13 protein-coding genes are annotated in these 18,185 nt (G+C 61.1%); 6 read left to right on the plus strand and 7 right to left on the minus strand.

The window, feature by feature from the left end; all coding sequences use genetic code 11:
• The first annotated feature begins 56 nt into the window (after positions 1-56).
• Genes AC1RTB_RS14085 through AC1RTB_RS14100 form a run of 4 tightly spaced genes read left to right on the plus strand, consistent with a single transcriptional unit; the run spans position 57 to position 3,919 of the window.
• The gene (locus AC1RTB_RS14085) at positions 57-1,187 is read left to right on the plus strand and encodes an acetamidase/formamidase family protein (RefSeq protein WP_492881885.1); all 1,131 of its coding nucleotides are present in this window, start codon (positions 57-59) and stop codon (positions 1,185-1,187) included.
• 7 nt (positions 1,188-1,194) lie between these two features.
• Positions 1,195-2,478 carry an MFS transporter gene (locus AC1RTB_RS14090; protein ID WP_492881886.1) on the plus strand — a complete coding sequence of 428 codons (1,284 nt, stop codon included), beginning with the start codon at positions 1,195-1,197 and terminating at the stop codon, positions 2,476-2,478.
• A 38-nt stretch (positions 2,479-2,516) separates the two neighbouring features.
• A complete protein-coding gene (locus AC1RTB_RS14095) occupies positions 2,517-2,960 on the plus strand; it encodes a GlcG/HbpS family heme-binding protein (RefSeq protein WP_492881887.1) in 444 nt (147 codons plus the stop codon).
• A 17-nt stretch (positions 2,961-2,977) separates the two neighbouring features.
• Positions 2,978-3,919: a fumarylacetoacetate hydrolase family protein gene (locus AC1RTB_RS14100; protein ID WP_492881888.1), complete on the plus strand. Its 942-nt coding sequence runs from the start codon at positions 2,978-2,980 to the stop codon at positions 3,917-3,919.
• A 90-nt stretch (positions 3,920-4,009) separates the two neighbouring features.
• On the opposite strand, the gene AC1RTB_RS14105 is transcribed toward AC1RTB_RS14100, so the two are convergent.
• From AC1RTB_RS14105 to AC1RTB_RS14115, 3 genes are all read right to left on the minus strand, one after another.
• Complete coding sequence (locus tag AC1RTB_RS14105) at positions 4,010-7,309, minus strand: autotransporter outer membrane beta-barrel domain-containing protein (RefSeq protein WP_492943821.1); 3,300 nt, start codon at positions 7,307-7,309, stop codon at positions 4,010-4,012.
• A gap of 110 nt (positions 7,310-7,419) precedes the next feature.
• Positions 7,420-10,149 (minus strand): autotransporter family protein, encoded by a 2,730-nt coding sequence (locus tag AC1RTB_RS14110; RefSeq protein WP_492881364.1) that lies wholly within the window; start codon positions 10,147-10,149, stop codon positions 7,420-7,422.
• Positions 10,150-10,915: 766 nt separating this feature from the next.
• The gene (locus AC1RTB_RS14115) at positions 10,916-11,791 is read right to left on the minus strand and encodes an AraC family transcriptional regulator (RefSeq protein ID WP_492881363.1); all 876 of its coding nucleotides are present in this window, start codon (positions 11,789-11,791) and stop codon (positions 10,916-10,918) included.
• 252 nt (positions 11,792-12,043) lie between these two features.
• Here AC1RTB_RS14115 and AC1RTB_RS14120 point away from each other — a divergent pair, with 252 nt between their 5' ends.
• Together AC1RTB_RS14120 and AC1RTB_RS14125 are read left to right on the plus strand one after the other, a co-directional pair.
• Entirely contained in the window at positions 12,044-13,564 is a 1,521-nt protein-coding gene (locus AC1RTB_RS14120; RefSeq protein ID WP_492881362.1) for an amidohydrolase family protein, read from the plus strand.
• 85 nt (positions 13,565-13,649) lie between these two features.
• Positions 13,650-15,155, plus strand: coding sequence for an amidohydrolase family protein (locus AC1RTB_RS14125; RefSeq protein WP_492881361.1), 1,506 nt, complete (start codon positions 13,650-13,652; stop codon positions 15,153-15,155).
• 266 nt (positions 15,156-15,421) lie between these two features.
• On the opposite strand, the gene AC1RTB_RS14130 is transcribed toward AC1RTB_RS14125, so the two are convergent.
• The 4 genes from AC1RTB_RS14130 to AC1RTB_RS14145 all read right to left on the minus strand — a co-directional run bounded on the left by AC1RTB_RS14130 (position 15,422) and on the right by AC1RTB_RS14145 (position 18,184).
• Positions 15,422-16,018 (minus strand): NADPH-dependent FMN reductase, encoded by a 597-nt coding sequence (locus AC1RTB_RS14130; protein WP_492881360.1) that lies wholly within the window; start codon positions 16,016-16,018, stop codon positions 15,422-15,424.
• A 73-nt stretch (positions 16,019-16,091) separates the two neighbouring features.
• Positions 16,092-16,655, minus strand: a complete 564-nt coding sequence (locus AC1RTB_RS14135) for a flavin reductase family protein (protein WP_492881359.1) — start codon at positions 16,653-16,655, stop codon at positions 16,092-16,094.
• Complete coding sequence (locus AC1RTB_RS14140; RefSeq protein ID WP_492881358.1) at positions 16,648-17,184, minus strand: ester cyclase; 537 nt, start codon at positions 17,182-17,184, stop codon at positions 16,648-16,650. Before AC1RTB_RS14140 ends, AC1RTB_RS14135 begins: the two co-directional genes overlap by 8 nt.
• A gap of 10 nt (positions 17,185-17,194) precedes the next feature.
• Positions 17,195-18,184, minus strand: a complete 990-nt coding sequence (locus AC1RTB_RS14145; protein ID WP_492881357.1) for an ABC transporter substrate-binding protein — start codon at positions 18,182-18,184, stop codon at positions 17,195-17,197.
• Between the last annotated feature and the right edge of the window lies 1 nt (position 18,185).

Raw genomic sequence — 18,185 nt, forward strand, 5'->3', positions numbered from 1 at the left:
GGATGACATATCTCAATGAGTAAGGCGTAAGAACGGACGGAATTGCGCGCAGGACATTGCTACGCATCGGCGGCCTCGGCGGGCTTGCTGCATTGGCTACACCGGTTCTCGGAATGGGCGCGGCTGGTCCTGCCAAGGCGCAGGGCACCGCCAGCGCGGCTGCGGGCGCGGTGTTCGACCCGGCCAGCTTCGGCAAGATCCACCGCTTGGATTGCAGCGAAACCACCGTGCGTGTGGGCATGATGGACCCAACCGCGAAACCAGTGCTTGAAATTGACTCTGGCGACCTGGTTCACTACCGCGACACCTGGGTCAACTGGGCCAACGAAGCCACCTATAAGATGGCAACGGAAGAGCGCGAGAAGATCCCGAAGCGCTATCCGAATGGCCCCACCTCGCTGATCGGGCCGGTGAATGTCCGCGGCGCCGAGCCGGGCGATGTCATCGAATGCCGCATGGTGCGGATTAGGCCGCGCGACTGGGGCTGGAACTCGGCCGTACCGGGCATGGGCGCCCTGCCCGAGCGGTTCTCCGACGCCTACCTGCATTACTACCGCTTCGACGAGGACCGGAAATTCGCCGAGTTCCTGCCCGGCATGAGGATCCCGCTGAACCCGACGCAGGGCTTCCTTGCCGCGCAGCCCGCGGGCGCGGATCCGGTCAGCGCGCTCTACGCCGGCGCCTATGGCGGCTGCGTAGAGATCCCGCAACTGGTCGAGGGCACCTCGCTCTACGTCCAGGTCCAGCAGCTTGGAGGCCGGATCTGGACCGGCGATTCTCAGGCCGCCCAGGGCGATGGCGTCGTCAACCAAACCGCCATCGAGACAGGGATGGAGGACCTGCGCATCCAGTACGTGCTGCACAAGCAGATGAAGATCGCTTCGCCCATTGCCCAGACGCCCACACATTGGATCGTCGCAGGCTATGGCGAGACCGTGGATGACGCAATAACCGCCACACTGGAATCGGCGATCACCTGGCTAAGCCCGGCGCTGCAGATCACCGAGATGGACGTCTTCTCGATCCTGTCCACCGCCGGCAGCCTACGTGTCACCCAGTACGCCCGCCAAAGCGGCAAACGCTACAAGTATAAGACGGCCAAGGCGGTCCATATCCTGATCCCGAAAGAGGTCTTCGACGAGGAGAAGCAGGCCATGATCCTTACTTCACTGTCCGGAAAGGCATAGGTGGCCTATGATTTCACCCGCCACGCTGCCCGCATCCAATACGGACATCGCCGACCGCAAAGATCAGCGCATGACCACATTGCACTGGCGGGTGTTTCTTCTTTCAGCGCTGGTCGCCTTCTTCGATGGCTTGGACACGCAGGCGCTTGGGCCAGCGGTTTCGGCCATTGCAGCAACGATCCAGGTCGATCCTGCCAGTTTCGGACCGGTTTTCAGCGCCTCGCAGGTGGGTTTCCTGCTGGGTGCGATGCTTTTCAGCACCCAGGGCGATCGCTACGGCCGCAAACGGATGCTGATCATCACCACGGCTCTGTTCGCCATCTGCTCGCTGGCGACTGCGATGACCTCAAGCCTGGAATACATGGTCGCGGTGCGCTTCCTGGCCGGTATTGGATTGGGGGGCGCGACGCCGAATTTCATCAGTCTTACATCGGAATATTCGCCCCCCGCGCATCGCCCGCGCATCGTCACCCTGCTTTGGGCGGCGGTGCCCATCGGCGGCATGGCAGGCTCCTTCGGCAGTGCTGTCACCCTGCCCCTGTGGGGCTGGCCTGCTATTTTCGTGATCGGAGGTGTCATGCCATTGCTGCTGGTTCCGGTGCTGATGCGTGCCATGCCCGAAAGCTGCGAGGTCGGTGCCGCCATCAAACAGGACAGCGGGGCCGCCACTATCTCGGAGACCTTTGCCGGTGACGGACGCCTGATTGCGACAATCTGGCTATGGCTGGCCTCCTGGATGACCTGGACCACGCTGATCGTGATCTCGTCCTGGACGCCACTCTTGCTGCAACGCCTGGGCTGGTCGCCCTCGAGCTCGGCCTCAGTGTTGGGTGCGATCAATGCGGGAGGCGTGATCGGTACGCTGATCATTGGCGCGATGCTGGTGCGCATCACCGCGATCCGCGCCTATATGGTCACGCTGCTGGCGACCGGGGCAGCGACGATCCTTCTAGGCAGCGCCAGCGGTAATTCTGTTCTGGTGGTGCTCGCCGCAATCGCCACGGGCTTCTTCGCCTCGGCCTCGGGCGGGCTACTGCTGTCGGTTTCATCCAGCATCTATCCGGCCAAGGTACGTTCGACCGGAGTTGGCTGGACTCTGGGCTTCGGTCGTATCGGAGCAGTCCTGGGCCCGATGATGGGCGGGGTACTGCTGGCGAACGCCTGGGGTACGACGCAGATCTACTACCTCATCGCTGCCCTGCCGCTGATGGCCGCGCTGTTTATCTGGCTGCTGTCGCGTACCCATGTTGTGCGCGCAGCCATCGCCGCGCGCCTAAGCACGCAAAGCTGATCTCCGGCCCGCCGGAACCACTAAAGGAAGGAAATCACATGTCCGCAAATCCCCATGCCGCCCTTGGCTATGACGACGCCCGCCGCGCCATCGACTGCGCCATGACCTTCGCCCGCGACCGCGGCCTGAGGCTCAGCTTCGCTGTCGTCGATGCCGGGGGGCATGTCGTCGTCATCGCCCGCATGGACGGCGCGGCTTTCGTCACGACCGAGGTTGCGCGGGGCAAGGCCTATGCCTGCATCGCCACCGGCGGCCAGCCGGGGCGGCAGCTTCGTGAACGCTATATCGAAAACCCGAACATCTGGGGAAACCTGTCGTCGCTGGGCTATAACGCGCCGCTTCTGCCTGCCATCGGTTCATTTCCGATCTGGCGCGACGGGCAGTTGATCGGCGCGATGGGTGCCTCGGGCGGGTCTGCCGAATTGGACGAGGAAGCCGTGACACAGGCCATCAGCGCAATCGGCGCCGACATCCGGCCCTGACAGAAAAAGGCAACAGCATGAAAATCTTTTCCTTCGACGATGCGGGCCGTGCCCGGCTTGGGGTCATGACAAGCGACGATCAATTCGTTGCGCTCACCGATACCGGGGCCGAACTGCCCGACGACCTGATCACCCTGATCGCATACGATCCGTCCTTTGTCGGTCTGCGCACTGCCATGACCTGGGGACGGGCAAAACCGCGTCCGCTGGAGGACGTGACGCTTCTGCCCTTCCTGGACCGGCCTAACGCGATCTGGGCGCTTGGGCTGAACTTCAAGACCCATATCGAGGAAACGGGACTTGAGACGTCGCGCATCCACCCACATGCGTTCATCCGCGTGGCCTCGTCCTTCGTGGGCACGGGCCAGCCACTCCTGGCCCCGCCCGAAGAAGTCGCCCGCGCTTTCGATTATGAAGGCGAACTGGGCGTGATCATCGGCAAGCCCGGCCGCCATATCCCAAAGGATCGCGCCTTCGAGCATGTCGCGGGCTATACCATCGTCAACGAAGGCTCGGTCCGGGAATACCAGGTGCACAACCGGCAATATGCACCCGGCAAGAACTTCGAGCAGTCAGGCAGCTACGGGCCGTGGCTGGTTACGCCCGACGAATTCGGCGACCCGGCCCGGCGCAGTGTGCAGACCTTGCTGAATGGCGTGATGCGCCAGCGCTCGGGGCTGGATGACATGCTGTTCGACGTGGCCTCGGTCATTTCCTACCTGTCCGGGGTCTATCGCCTGCGGGCCGGCGATCTGATTGCCATGGGCACACCGGGCGTCCTAAAGCCACAGCCCGGCGACACCGAGGGTAACGACCTGGAGCGGCAGTTCGGCCTGTTCAAGATCCCCGGCCTGGTCCACATGCGCCCCGGCGACGTTGTCGAGGTCACGATCGACGGCATCGGCACCCTGCGCAACCCCGTCGCGGCGGACGCGCCACGCAGCTATAGGGTGGGATAAACCATTCTTTTCAATCAGCGTGCGTCATTGCGTCGAGTCGTCCGCTCCGCCAAGGGCGTTGGTGCGTCACTCGCCGAGCCGCTCCTTGCCTCACCAATTCACCTTCAAGCCGGCCTTGCCTTCCCAGGCATGGGCATCGCCGTTGAAGGCGGCCTCGTAATTGACGTTGCCATAAAGCGTGGTGGCGTCGGTGAGCTGCATGGCAGCCCCCAGGCCAAGCTTGCCCCAGGTGCCGCCAAGGTCGGCGGTGAAGGGAATCGGGCCAGTCGCCGACGAGAACTCGGTCGTCGGATCGCCGAGGAACTCGTGCCAGACATCGGCACGGCCCCATAAGGTCAGCTTGCGCGGCGGCCCGCTGCCGTTGCGCGTGGCAGGTTCCTGGCCTCCCAGGTCCCAGCTGTGCGACAGCCGCGCCCCGATCCGCCCGGCCAGTGAATTGGTGTCGGAATAGCTGACATTGGCGGCCCCGTCGTTGAAGCCGGAGACATTGATCAGCTGGTAGACAAGCTGCGCCTGCGGTTCGAGCAGCCAGTTGTTGCCGAGGTCGAAGGGATAACCGCCTTCGAGTGACGCAGCCAGGCCGAAGGCGTCGGTGTTGCCTGCCCGCAGGCCGCGATCGGCACTCATTTCCATATCGTACCAGGTCGCCTGGACAACGCCGTCGAGATAGGCGTTGTTCTCCCAAAACCGCGTCCAGTAGCCGCCGACGCTGAAGGCGGTGAAGTCGTCGCTGCCGCCAGCGAAGCTGCGGCCGAGCAGGCTGTGCTCGACATCGGCGCTGGCGCGGCCAAGCGCAAAATAGACACCGGCATTGTCGCGCTTGCCGTCTGCATATTCCTTGCGATGCAGGTCGAGGCCGAACTGCAAGGCGCCGTAGGAATAGTCGAAGGCCGGACCTTCGCTGCCATAGATGCCGACCGGATCGCCGTCGCGGTGGCCCCATTGGCCGATCACCCGGCCCCAGGCACCGTCAGGCTGGTTGTCGCGGCCGGGGCTGAGCAGCTGGGCATCGCCGCCCATGCGTTCATGCAAGGTGCTGATGAGCCCACGGCCATAGATCGCCGCGGCAACCGGCATCGCCGCATAAAGCGAGACCTCCTGGCGGTAATGCGGCTCCAGCGGCTGACACGGTGGAGTGGCTGGGGCCAAGGTGCAATCGAGTTCGGAGCGCAGATACCAGTTTTCCGGCCCCGAGCCGTCGACACTTGCGCGGTAGAGCGTGTATTCGTAAGGACCGGCAACGGCTGGCCGGCCGAGCGCGAAAGCGCCTGGTACGGTGGTTCCGCCATTGACCGTATCGACCACCAGGATGCCGTTGGCGACGGTGAGGTCGCCGAGACCGCCGGCATTGGTGATCACCAGCTTGCTCGTGCCGCTCGCGCTGCCACCGTCGATCACCAGCCTGTCCGAAGGCGAGCCGTCGGCGTTGAGATGGGTGTTGAGCCCGACCGTGCCGCCCTCGCCGATGTAGTTGACGACCGTCAGCGTCTTGTAGCTTGCAAGCTGCGCCAGGTCGCCGGTGGGTGCTGAAAACTGGATCAGGCTCGGGTCGTTGACCAGATTGGTCAGGTTGGACGATCCCGTCATGTTCCAGGTGCTGTCGACCAGCGTCAGGTTCGAGGTGCTGCCAGGATCGGTCAACGCCGCACCGGTAAGGGTGGTGCCGGTCGCGGTCAGATTGAGGACGCCGTTGCCGGTGACATCGAGCAGCGCGCTGGCGCCTGATACCGATGAGCCGGAGACTGTCGCATCAAGCGTGGTGCCGGCGACCGCGATGCCCGCGCCTTGTACCGAGACGAGCGTGCTGTTGACGATGCTGGCCAGGCCCGGTCCTTCCACCTGGAAAGGTGTCGCCGCCAGCGCGGCGGATCCGGCGCCATGGGCGCTGATCTGGCTGTCGCGGATGACCATGCTCGCGGGTCCGCGCAAAAGCGCGCCGGATGCGGCTGGCCCATAGGTGTTGACGACAACGCCCGTTGCTTCCAGCCTTGCTCCCGGCTCGCCAGTCGCCGGCTGGAGCGGACCTCCTGGATCGTCGAGCGCAGCGACGACCGCCATTGTCGGCGGATCGCCCGGGAGAACCACCGAGGCAGCGTCGCCAAAAGCGGACAGGCCGGTGGACAAGGCTCCCGAAGTGGTGATGGAACCGCCATTGATGATAACAACACCGCGTTGCTGGGCATTCGCCCCACCCGACCTCATGCCGGTCGTTGTGACCGCCACGTTGTTTGCGGTCAGTTGATCTTTCGTGCCGGCCAGCAGACCAAAGGAGAAGTCCCCTGTGGTCTTCACCGAGCCACCGCTTATGGTCAACGTGTCGATGCCAATTCCTGTACCCGACGCGCGCACGGCGTGCGCCTCTTGCCCGGACGTCGTGATCGCCACGTTGGTGGCAGTGAGCGCGGCACCGTTCCAGTATGAAACCAGCGCGCTGGAATTGTTCGCCGTTGTCGTGACCGATCCGCCGACCAGCTTGATCGTTGCCCCGTTCTCGACAAGGACAGCAGTGTCGCTGCCACTTGTGCTGATGACCATGTCTTTGGCATCGATCGCCGCGCTAGCCCCCGTTGCGTAGAGTGCGTGGGAGGCGCTGCCCGCGGCAGTTATAGACCCGCCACCTGACAGGGTGATCACACCGCCACCGGTCCTCACGGCGCTCACTTCCGAGCCAAACGTGCCTCTGGTGCTGATGGTGCCGGTATTGACGAGGGTTCCGGACGCGCCGTTGCGGACCCAAAAACCGTTGCCCGAGACGTCGATGATCCCGGCATTTTCAGCGGCAAAGCTGCCGCCATTCATGATCACGCCATGAGCGCCCGCGATCTGTCCGGTCGTACCTTGGTTGAACGTGCCGCCGGCCACGAAATAGACGCCGGCCTTGTTGGCCCCGCCCTGGATGAAGCCGTTATTGGTCATCGACCCGCCGGCGACGTTGAAAAAGACCCCATCGGCGGCACTTGTGATGCTGGCGCCCTGCCGGTTGGTCACGGTACCGCCAGTGCGCATGTTGACCGCGGCGTTGGTCGTGGCGGTCGCGGTCACCGAACCAAAATTGTCAAAGACAGAGCCATTGGCCGCGCTGGACTCAAGCAAGACGCCATTGGCCGCTCCGCTGATCGCGCCGTTGTTGACGAGTGTCCAGTTCCGCGACGTATTGCCCTGAATTGCATTACCAGAAACGACGCTGACCGTGTTGCCCGACGGGACGACGAATTCGGTCGCGCTGGGTGTCGACTGCAGCAAAACTGTCGACGTACCGCTGGGGATCACGACAGCTTGCGCGCGCGCGGCGGGCGCAAGCGGCAAGACGGCAACGCCGCAGCCCAGAGCGGCGGCCCGCGCTGTCAGGAACATCGACCTTGGTCTTGGCGTCGAGAACATGCGGGGCATAGGGGTCTTCCTGTAAACAGGGCCGCTACATCAGACTTCGCAGTTTACTGAAGCCGACTTTGCCGCCCTTGCCATAGGTGTCGTCTGACTTTTGGCCGCGATGACTGGGTTCACCACTTCACTCTCATGCCGGCGATGCCCTTAAGCTGGTAGCTGTCGCCGAAGTTTTCCAGCGAGGTGTTGACGCTCGCCTCGCCATAGACCGAATATTTGTCGCTGTTCCAGTTGTAGGTGCCGCCAACGCCGATGCCGCCCCAGAACCGGTCGTCGCGGCTGGCGAAGGCAATCGTGTCTGAACCGTCGGCACCGCCGACGGACACTTCGGCGCCATCGAGGAATTCGTAATACAAATTGGCGATGCCATAGAGGTGGCTGCGGCTCAGGCTGCCGTCCTCGGCATCCCAGGTCTTTTCCTTGTCTAAGGTGAGGCCCGCCCGGCCACGCAGGCTGTCGCCTTGCAGCAGCGATACCTGCGCGCCAAAGACATCGTGGAATGTATCGAAATCGACATTCGAATAGGTAAGCTGCGCCTGCGGCGTCAGCGTCAGCCCGTTGTCGAGGTCGATGCGCTTGCCCGCCTCGGCCGACAGCGAATAACCGCTGCCATCGGAGCCGGAGATCAGCGTGTTGTCGGCTGTCGCCGCGGTCAGGTCGCTGTCATACCAGGAATATTGCGCCTGGGTGTCGACATAGACGCCGCTGGCGTCATACCAGGTCAGCGTCGCACCGACGCCATAACCACTCGTGTCGATCTTTCCTGTACTCTGCGGCGAAGACATGTCGGCCCAGGCCTTGGCGTAATGCACGGTCAGGCCGCCGATCAGCACCGAGCCGTCCCCGGCCTCGTGCAGCATGAAGTCGGTGCCGGCCTGGAACTTGAGCAGGTCGATGTCGCGCTGGCTATTGCTGGTCGAAAAGGCCGGATCGATGGAAAAATGGCTGGCCTCGATCCGCCCCCAGCTGCCGCGGCCCTCGATGAAGGGCGCGCCGGTTTCAGCCATCATATCGGGACCTTGTTCGGCGCCGACATTGCCTTCGCCCGACCAGTAGCGGTTGCCGACGCGCTGCTGCAGGGTCGGCAGGTCGTTCAGCGCCGCCAGGACCCTGGGATAGCTCTCATACATGGGCACGCCCGGGTTGAGCAGCGGCACATCGGGATTGCCGGCCAGCTCGGAGCGTAGGTACCAGTTGTTGTCGCCGGGGTTGGTGACGCCGTTGCGGTGCAGCGTGTAGGCATAGGCCCCGCCCACCACCGCCTGCTGGCCGTCTTGGGTGACAAAACTGCCGTCGAGCACAAATGCACCGGCGGCCGTCGTGCCTCCGTTGATGGTGTCAACAACCTTGATGCCGTCGGACAAGGTCAACGCGCCCGCCCCGCCGGCATTCTTGATCACCAGCAATGTCGAACCGCTTGCCGTGCCGCCATCGATGACCAGCATGTCCGAAGGCGAGCCGTCGGTGTCGAGACGGGTGTTGAGCCCGATCGCGCCGCCCTCGCCGATGTAGTTGACGACCGTCAGCGTCTTGTAGCTGGCAAGCAATGTCGGGTCGCCGACAGGCGCGGAGTAGTTGATCGTGCTCGCCTGGTTGGTCAGCGATGTCAGGTTCGAATTGCCCGTGAGGGTCCACAGGCTGGCGTCAAGCAATGAAACGTTTGACGTACTGCCCGCTTCGGTCATCGCCACTCCGTTCAGTGTCGATGCCCGTGCCGTGAAGTTCAACGTGCCGACGATGCCGGCATTCGCGGCGGTGTCGATGGCGACACCCGATGCGTTGTTGAGTGTGACACGGTTGAAGTTCAGCTCCGTTGTGCCAGCACGAGCGACGATGCCGTCTTTGCTCGATGTCAATGTCGAATTCGTCACGTTGATGGTGGCGAGATCCCCTGCAAGATTGCTCGAAGCAAAGATAGCTGCGGCGCGAAGACTACCTCCGGTGACGTTCACCACGCTGTTGTTCAAATTGATTGTGCCACCGCCGTAGACATAAAGCCCATAAGCTCTGTCTGCCGCCGACACGCTGATATCGGACGTTCCGGTAAAATTGACGGTTCCATTCGTGACCGCGCTCAGTCCGTAAGCGTTCGTCGTGGCGATCGCGCTTAGCTTGGCGTGGCCAGTCACATTGACGATTGCCCCCAGATCGGCTCCGGCAAGCCTTGCGTAGCCGGCGACGGCCTGTGCGGTTCCGGTAATGTTGTTGACATTCACCACCCCGGGCTGCGTCGCCGAACCGCGCGCAAACAGCATATCTATGGTCTTGCCCGTCATATCGACGGTTGCGTTTCCAGTGACAGTCGTGGTCCCGCGAAAGCTGGAAATGGCATATTGCCCGCTGCCGAATACTCCGGCGATGCCCCCCATCGCGATGTTGACGTTCTCGGCCGTGAGGTGCCCGCTGTCTTTGGTCGTCAGACCCCAGCCCTCTGTTCCGTTGCTCGATGTGTTGACGGTGGTGAGACCTGACAGCGCAATGCGGCCGTTGGTATTGGCATAGACGCCATACGGTTTGTCGGACGACGCGTTGACTGTCAGATCACGCGCCGTAATCGTCGGGACCTGTCCCGCCGGTCCGAGGCTCTCGGCGTACAGTCCCGTCGCACCGATGATGCCTGGCCCGGAGCCGCTGCCCTGTGCGTTCACCACCGTCCCCGTACCGAGGTCGATGGTTCCGCCGTTGAATGCCGCGATGACTCCGTTATCTCTGCCGGCAAGATTCGAAGCGACGATGCCGCCACCGCCAACGACCACGATGCCGTTCCCGGTTCCCCCTGTCACGCCATCGGCTCGCAGAGCCGACACTCCGATGCCGGTGACCGTCACGGTGTCACCAGTATTCAATTGGGTGGGTGGGACCCCTCCAAAGACGGTATTTACATGGTTTGCGGCAGGACCCGCAGCCGCCGGGTCCGCGGTTGCCGGGTCGAATAGCTGTGCCTTGGCAGGCGCGAGCAGGTTCGGCGCCAGGAGGAAACTGCCTGCAATACAGATTTTGACAATCGCCGTCGTCGATGTGAGCGTGCGAACGAAGTTCTTGCGCATCATATCCCCTCTCGACCATTGCCTGGCGTCACACCGGCTGCGTTGCCGCCATCGATGGGTTTGGCCCGCTGCCAAAACTGATGGCGCGCCGCCGAAATCCGCCCTTACGACCTCGAAACTCGCACACAACCTCTGCGGATGCGATGGATGTCGATTCAGCCGAGAGTACTATACTGTCGAGACGGTCTTTCATTTGACCAGTATTGTCAACGTCAGCGACGACACTGATTTTCTTGGCCCAAGCCGCAACAATGGCGGACCTGCCAGCCATGAAATGCCGCATCGGCTTATATTAGGATTTGCTTTCTTTCGGCGTTTCTTGATCGTTGCCTGTGCGCCAGCGACGGCGAACGGACCAGCCTCGATATTGGCAGTCAGACCAACGGCGGGCAGGTGGCGCCAGCCGCCAAAGCACAATATGCAATTCCCCAAATCACCCCTGCTCGCCAGGAGCGAGCCGGGGGGACTTGGGGAATTACTGGGCAGCGCGATGCTGGAGGACGGTGCGCCAGTTCACAAGAAGGCCAAGTTGAGCCGTCAGTTGAGGCAGACAGGCTTGGCTGATTTATCCACCATTGAAACCTGCTTCGCGAGATTGTGGGGCAGCTTTCATCCAGCGTCCGTCATTGGCGGTTTCCGGGTCTGATGCAGGACGGGTAAACCATTCGAACGGCGGGAGATCGGCAAAGATGATGTCGCCATCATGCATTGACGCAGGACTTGCCGCCGCTTTTTGTCCTAGTCGTTTCATCATCGCGGAAAAGGCGCTTGGCGTATAGCCGAGATCAGAAGCGACGATCTTGGCGGGCATGCCTTGCCTAAGCCAAGCCTGGGCATTGGTGAGCCGCACCAAATCAAGCCATTGGCTGTAATTCATTCCCAGTTCCCGTTGAAACTGACGCGCAATGGTTCTGGGCGTACTGGCGAACCGATCAGCCAGTTGAACGAGAGAATAATTCAACGTCAGATCGCTCATGATCTCCCTGCAAATCGCAGCGAGTCTTTCGTCTCTCGGCATCGGAATTGTCGATGCCACGCGTGGCGCTTCGACAATTTCGGTGCGCAGCAACTGCAGAATGGCCGTTTCCCGTTTTAGGTTGTGATGGTTTTTGCGGAAGCCTACCGTTTCCACCAGTAACGCCCGCATCAGCGGCGACATTTCGATAACTCGGCAGTCAAGAGCTTCCAGCCCGTCACCATGTTGCAGCATCAATGAGGTGAGATTGGCTTCGGTCAAAACATGCACTTCATGCACGCATTCGGCGGGCAACCAGACCGCGCTGTAGGGCGGAATGATCCAACTCCCCTCTTCCGTCATCACGCTGATGACGCCGGAAGCGGCGTAAAGAAGTTGCGCAAATGGATGCATATGCGCTTCGACAATGAAGCCGCGCCCGAAATTTCGGACGAGTGGCACAAACGATGTGATGGTCTGCGGCAATGATGTTCTCCCATTGCATTTGGACATGTCTCGTCTTCCTGCTGTCCTGCCAGCATAAGCGATTGTCGTTTTCGCAATAGCCTAAAAGCTCGCTCCCGCAGCTCCAATCAATAGATACTGCCGGCATGCTCGAGAGGTCTGTGGAGACTATTTTCCACATGCTTTTCGGTTGGTTCGGCCCACCCTGCCTGCTTCAGACGATAATTTGCAGTGCGGATTTTGGGTGTCGCCATTTGGGAGGGAAGAAGACGGATGACCATCACCCGCAAGGAGTTTTTTCGGCTGGGCACTGCCGGACTTGTATCAGCAATAGCAGCAGGGAAAGTCACTGCAGCCTCGGCCACTGAGACGCCTGCAACAGTGCCTGCGGCAGCCAATGGAGCGCCGCGCGCGACATTGATACGCGGCGCCGATATTCTCACGATGGACGAGAAGCTTGGCGAACTGACGGAAATGGACGTCCTGATAAAGGACGGTAAAATCGCAGCTATTGCCAAGGGTATGAATGCCGGTGACGCCGAAGTCATCGATGCACGCGGCAAGATCCTGATGCCGGGCATGATCGATGGACATCGCCATGTCTGGCAGATCATGCACGCAGGCGGTTTGGTCAAGACGCATGCGGCGAAATACAACCATTACCAGACCTGGAAGGAGCGTACCGTTGTCTGCATGACACCGGACGATTTCCATCTGGCCGGCTATGTTGGTGGGCTTCTCGCCATAGATTCCGGGGTTACGAATGTGGTGGACTACGCCCATGGCCAGCACAACCGCGAAAAGGCATTCGCAGGGGCGCGCGGCCTCATAAAATCCGGCATCGGCGGGGTGTTCTGCTATCAGATCGCTCATGATCCGACCTATGGCCCGGGCGACACAATTTCACTGGCGCAGGCATCGGCTCAGCGTCTGGCGGTTCCAACCGATGCACATTACGAGACGGCGCGCATGTTGCGTGACGAGTTGTTTTCCAGCAGTGACAGCCTGATCCGCTTTGGCATCGCGTCCAGCAATGGTCTCGCCCGTCACACCATGCATCAGGCGAAGATCGAATTCGACCGGGCGCGCGAACTCGACCCATTCCTGATTGCCTTGCATATCCACAAGCCGCATCCAATGCCGCCGGAAGGCATTTACAGACATGTTGCGGATCTGAACAAGGCGGGACTGCTAGGGCCTGAAATCCATGTTTCGCATGGCGTGGAAATGACGGACGACGAACTGATCATGCTGCGCGATACCGGCGGCATGCTTTGCGCCACCGCAATGGGTGAGTTTCCCTATGTGGCTGCCTCGATCCATGGCAAGGCACGCAAGATGGGCGTTCCAACGGGCATCGGCATCGATGTCAACCTGGCGCTGACGCAGGACTATTTCGAACACGTCCGCGCCGGCTTATGGAACATGTATCGCTCAAAAGAGTATGCGCAGATCGCACGCGAATACGAACCGGCGGATGTGCTCGATTTCGCGACGAATTCTGGCGCCAAGGCAATCCGGATGGGAGACGTGGCCGGATCGGTCACTGTCGGCAAGAATGCCGATCTCGTTCTGCTCAGTACCAGGCGATACGGTTTCGCCATTCCAGGAACACTTGCCGATCGCGTGGTCAGCTTCGCAAACCTGTCCGACATCGACAGCGTCTGGGTGCGCGGCACCTTGCGAAAGCAGAATGGCAAGATGATCGGGGTCGATTGGGCGCCTCTGAAAAGCCAGATGGCAACGGCGCAGGAGCGCATCCTGCGTGATGCCGCAACCATTACCTTCACTTGACGGCGCGGTAAGGCGTGCGAGAGCCAAGTGACCATTCTGATAGCGTTGCGTGCTTTTGGAGCACCCGCATTTGGGGAACCTATCCATGGAACTGACAAGAAAAGACTTTTTGAAGCTGAGTGTTGCCGGAGCCGCAGTGCTTGCAGCCGGGCCACGCCTGCACGCGCAGTCGGCGGCGCCCGCAACGGCAAAGCAGCCATCCGCGACGCTCATCAAAGGAGCTGACGTCCTTTCAATGGATAAGCAGCTTGGCGAGATGACCGCAATGGATGTCCTGGTCAAGGATGGCAAGATTGCCGTCATCGGCAAGGATGTGAAGATTGACGACGCCGAGGTTATCGATGCCAAAGGCATGATCCTGATGCCGGGGATGGTCGATGGTCATCGCCACGTCTGGCAGACGGCTGAAGCCGGGCAGATCGTCAAGGGCTCCAAGCTTTATCGGCACTATGACCGTGAGAACAACCTGAAGTACGGTTTGTGCTTCACGCCGGAGGATATGTATTTTTCTTCCTACATAGGCGGACTTGTCTGCCTGGATTCCGGTGTAACGACAGTTCTCGACCACATGCATGCCACCAATGGCGATGCTATCGAGGATGCCGCGGCGAAAGGGCTGCGGGATTCAGGCGTTGGCGGCTATTTCTGCTACCAGATGCGGCAGTCGCCGCGCTACGGTCCAGGCGATACCTATCCGCTTGCAAAAGCGCGGGCCGACCGCGACGGGCCGCCCGATGAGCGCCACTACAAACAGGCCGAGCTTTTGCGTGACCGCTATTTTTCCGATCCCAATGCGGTATTGCGTTTCGGAATCGGCCTGACCGGATCGGTGGGAACTCAATCCATAGAACAGGCGGCCGAAGAATTCAGGCGTTGCCGCGCGTTGGGTGCGACGATCCTGACGCAGCATATGAACCAGGATTTCCCCGAGCCGAAGCCGCCAATTCTACGTGGCATTCGCGACCTGCACGAGGCGGGGCTGCTTGGACCGGATTATCATATTTCGCATGGCAATGATGTCACCGATGAAGAACTGGCTTTCATGAAGGCAGCCGGCGCCAAGGTCTGCTCGACAACGCTTGGCGAATTCACCTATGCGACACCGAGCCTGCATGGCCGAGCTCGCGCGCATGGGGTGGATTCGGGCATTGGGCTCGATGCCGCGATCGCCATGCTGCATGACTATTTTGAGCATGCGCGCTCTGCATTCTGGGTGCTCTACAAGTCGGAGGACGGCGCAGCGCTCGCCAACAGCTACTCATCCACAGATGTTCTGGAGTTCGCGACGATCGGCGGCGCGCGGTCGCTGGGGCTCGGCGATGTCACCGGTTCGGTGACCGTAGGCAAACGAGCCGATCTCGTACTTTTGAGGGCTGACCGGATCGGATTTGCGAATTTGGGAACCTTGGCCGACCGTGTGCTGAATTTTGCCGCCATGCAGGACATTGACAGCGTTTGGACAAACGGGCGGGCGGTGAAGCGAAATGGCTCCATGCTCGGTGTGGATTGGGATGCCGCCAAAAAGCAGACAGCCGAGGTCCAGAACCGTGTCTTTTCATTGGCCGAAACCATCAACCTGACGGAAGACTGAATTGTGGTGCCGGCAGTTCGAATGGCCTTATGCCGATGGAACTGTCAGGATTTCCGGCCAAACTCGGCAAGGCATGCTTGGTTTCGCGAGGGTAGATTTTGGGTGAGGTCCCGACTTGTGTCGGGACCTCAGGCGCGTTTTCTGGCACTGTTTGACATCAAACGAGATTCGTTCGGTTGTGGTGCGCCTTTGCGCAGTCCGGGCACGGCGAGGTCGTTGAGATCGAAACGACTCCGACGCCTAACCATGCGTCGGAGATCACGCCTTCAGGCCGGCTGCGCAGTCATCGATGCGAATGCCCGCGTCACCTCGATTTCCCGAAAAAGATCGCCCAAGGCATCAATTGCGAATCCGATCGTCGCCTGATCTGTCAGACAGCCTTCCGAAATCTTGTCCTTGACGTGAGTGATCGTCACGGGTGGCCGGCAGACGACGCGCGAGCGCGTTGACGTCAGCGTCTCGCGGATCTGATAGTGCGAGCGTGCGCCCCCAAGTGCGCCAGTGGACGCCGACATGATCAAAACAGGCTTGCCTCTGAGTGGCGAGAGCGCAGCGGGACGCGATGCCCAGTCGAGGGCATTCTTCAGCACGCCGGGCATGCCGAAATTGTATTCCGGCGAACAAATCACCAGACCGTCGCTGGCCGCGATGGCGTCTTTGAAGTGGCGGACCGGTTCCGGTGGGTTGTCCCCGTCCAGATCGGCGCAATAAAGAGGAATGTCGTTCAGCGCGAAAAGCGTGATCTTCGCCTTGTCGGCCACAATGTCCACAAGGCTGCGAAGAACCATGGTGTTGTAGGATTCGCGCCTGAGGCTTCCGGAAATTCCAAGCAAGCGGAAATTCTTGCCGGTGATGACATTCATGGGTTAGGCCCCTAAATCTTAACGATACGACGAAATCGGAGGACGATTGGCGGGCGACAAGAATGTCTGACGACTACGGGGTGCCACATGAGCCAGCACCGTCGACCAACGCGAGCGACGGACGGGCAGCGACCCGCCTAGTTTCGGAATCACATGGCCGCACGGCCATGTAGCTGCCGCGAAGAAAGGCCAACGGGTCGCTGCCGCCGTTCCCTATTCTTTCGACCGCGCCGAGAAAGATGGCGTGGTCGCCACCGGGATAGATCTCGCTCTTGCGGCATTCTATAAAAGCCGTCGCTCCCTCGATCAGCGGTATGCCCGCGAGCCCCTCGACAATTGCCACTCCGGCGAACCGGTCTTGGGCACCTGCGGCAAACTGCGCCGAGATCGCCTTTTGCTCGAGTGACAGGATGCTGACCGCGAACCGCTCGCAATCCCGAAATGCCGGAAAACTCTTCGAGTCCGTCTTCAGACTCCACAGGACGAGCGGCGGATCAAGTGACACCGAACTGAAAGAATTCACTGTAACGCCATGGCGCTGGCCGTGCTGGTCCAACGTGGTGATCACCGTAACCCCCGTCGGAAACAAGCCCAGCACCTTCCTGAATTCGCCGGCGCAGATTCTGGATTCAAACATCGCAAGCCCCCCTGGTTCTGACCGCCGGCGCCGCTGCGACTTCCAGCCCCAATTGCCGGCACAGACCCAGTTCGTCAGCGAAAAACCAGCCTTCCGCGATCTTGCCGTGCTCGAAACGCAGCACGCAGAACTCGGTGATTTCCAGTTGCTTGCCGGTCGCGGCAACCCCGTAGAGATTGCCGACATGGCGTGCCCTCAAGGTAAATACGCACCACAGGCGGTCGCCCTTCACGATGACGTCTTCGACTTCGTCGGAGCGGCCCTCCATGGAAGCGTGATTGAGTTCCTGGCCGGCGGTTCCGCCGGCCAGTTCCGTCAGATGCATGATACCCCGGCGATTGCTCTTATACGTTTCCGTCATGTACTGCCGCCGCTCCGCCGGGCTTACCTGGCGATAGCGCAGGAACACATCGAGGTTGGTTTGCTCCTCATCCGTGAGATCTCCCCTCATATGCACACCGGATGATAGCGAGCCGACGAGGCTCTTCACGTTGGAATAGTCGTGCAAGGCAGGTGCCGGGGTCGCCATTATGATCTCCCTAGTTGCCCGGCTTCGGCGCGGTGAGGTCAAAACTGCTGAGGTCCAGCGGTTCGGCAACGAAACCGTACTCGTGCATGATCCTGGCCATCTCGGCATTGTCGGCCGACATGGAGGGCGGCACGGCATATTTCGGCAGCCGGACTTTGCTCAGTTTCTCGACATCCTGCTGCGTGGCGCGCGCAAGCGTTTCGAAAACGGCCTGGGGGTTGCGATTGCCTTCCTCATTGGCGCGTGCCATCGCACGCTGGATGGCAGCGACAGTGTTCGGGTTCTTTTCAGCGAACTCCTTGGTAACGACGAGACCGCCGCCGATCGCATGGGCGATGTTGTTGGAAACCGGTTCCAGGTTGCTCCATACAGTACGGCCGCCGAACTCCTCCTTGATCTGCGTGCGCAACGGATCCCAGATGCACGTCGCGTCGACCCGCTTGGCACCGAAGGCCGCCACCTGGTCCGTAGCGGCCAGCACGGTGAATTTGAAGCTGTCCTTGGGCCAACCCATGCCTTCCGCGGCTTTTTGCAGTGCCAGCACGCAGAACGTATTGGGAGAGATGACCGCGATCGACTTGCCCTTCAGATCTTCGAGGGACTTGTAGGAAGAGTCGCCGTGCACCAGAACTTCCCACGTCGTGTCGTAGTCGACATTGGCAATCAGTGCGACCGGCGCGCCCTTGCTGTGGACCCGCAGCATGGTGGTGATTCCGCCCCACACCACTTCGGCCTCTCCACTCAACAGATTGTCCGTTACCAGGCCTGCAGCGAAGTCGCGCTGCGGCTGGAAGTCGATCCCTTCATCCTTGAAGTAACCGTTGTCGACGGCGAGCCAGACCACCGCCGAACCGGCCGAGGGATTGCCGATGAACCGGAGTGACTTTACCTCCGGCTCGGCCGCCCAAGCAGCAGTGCTCATTGCAAGTGCCGCGGAAAGAGCCAGCAGGCGGCTCAGCCGACGGGTTGGTCTGCGCAGTAAGCCGAATAAATCAATCATG

This window comes from Aminobacter sp. GW821-FHT11F06, from assembly GCF_058808215.1.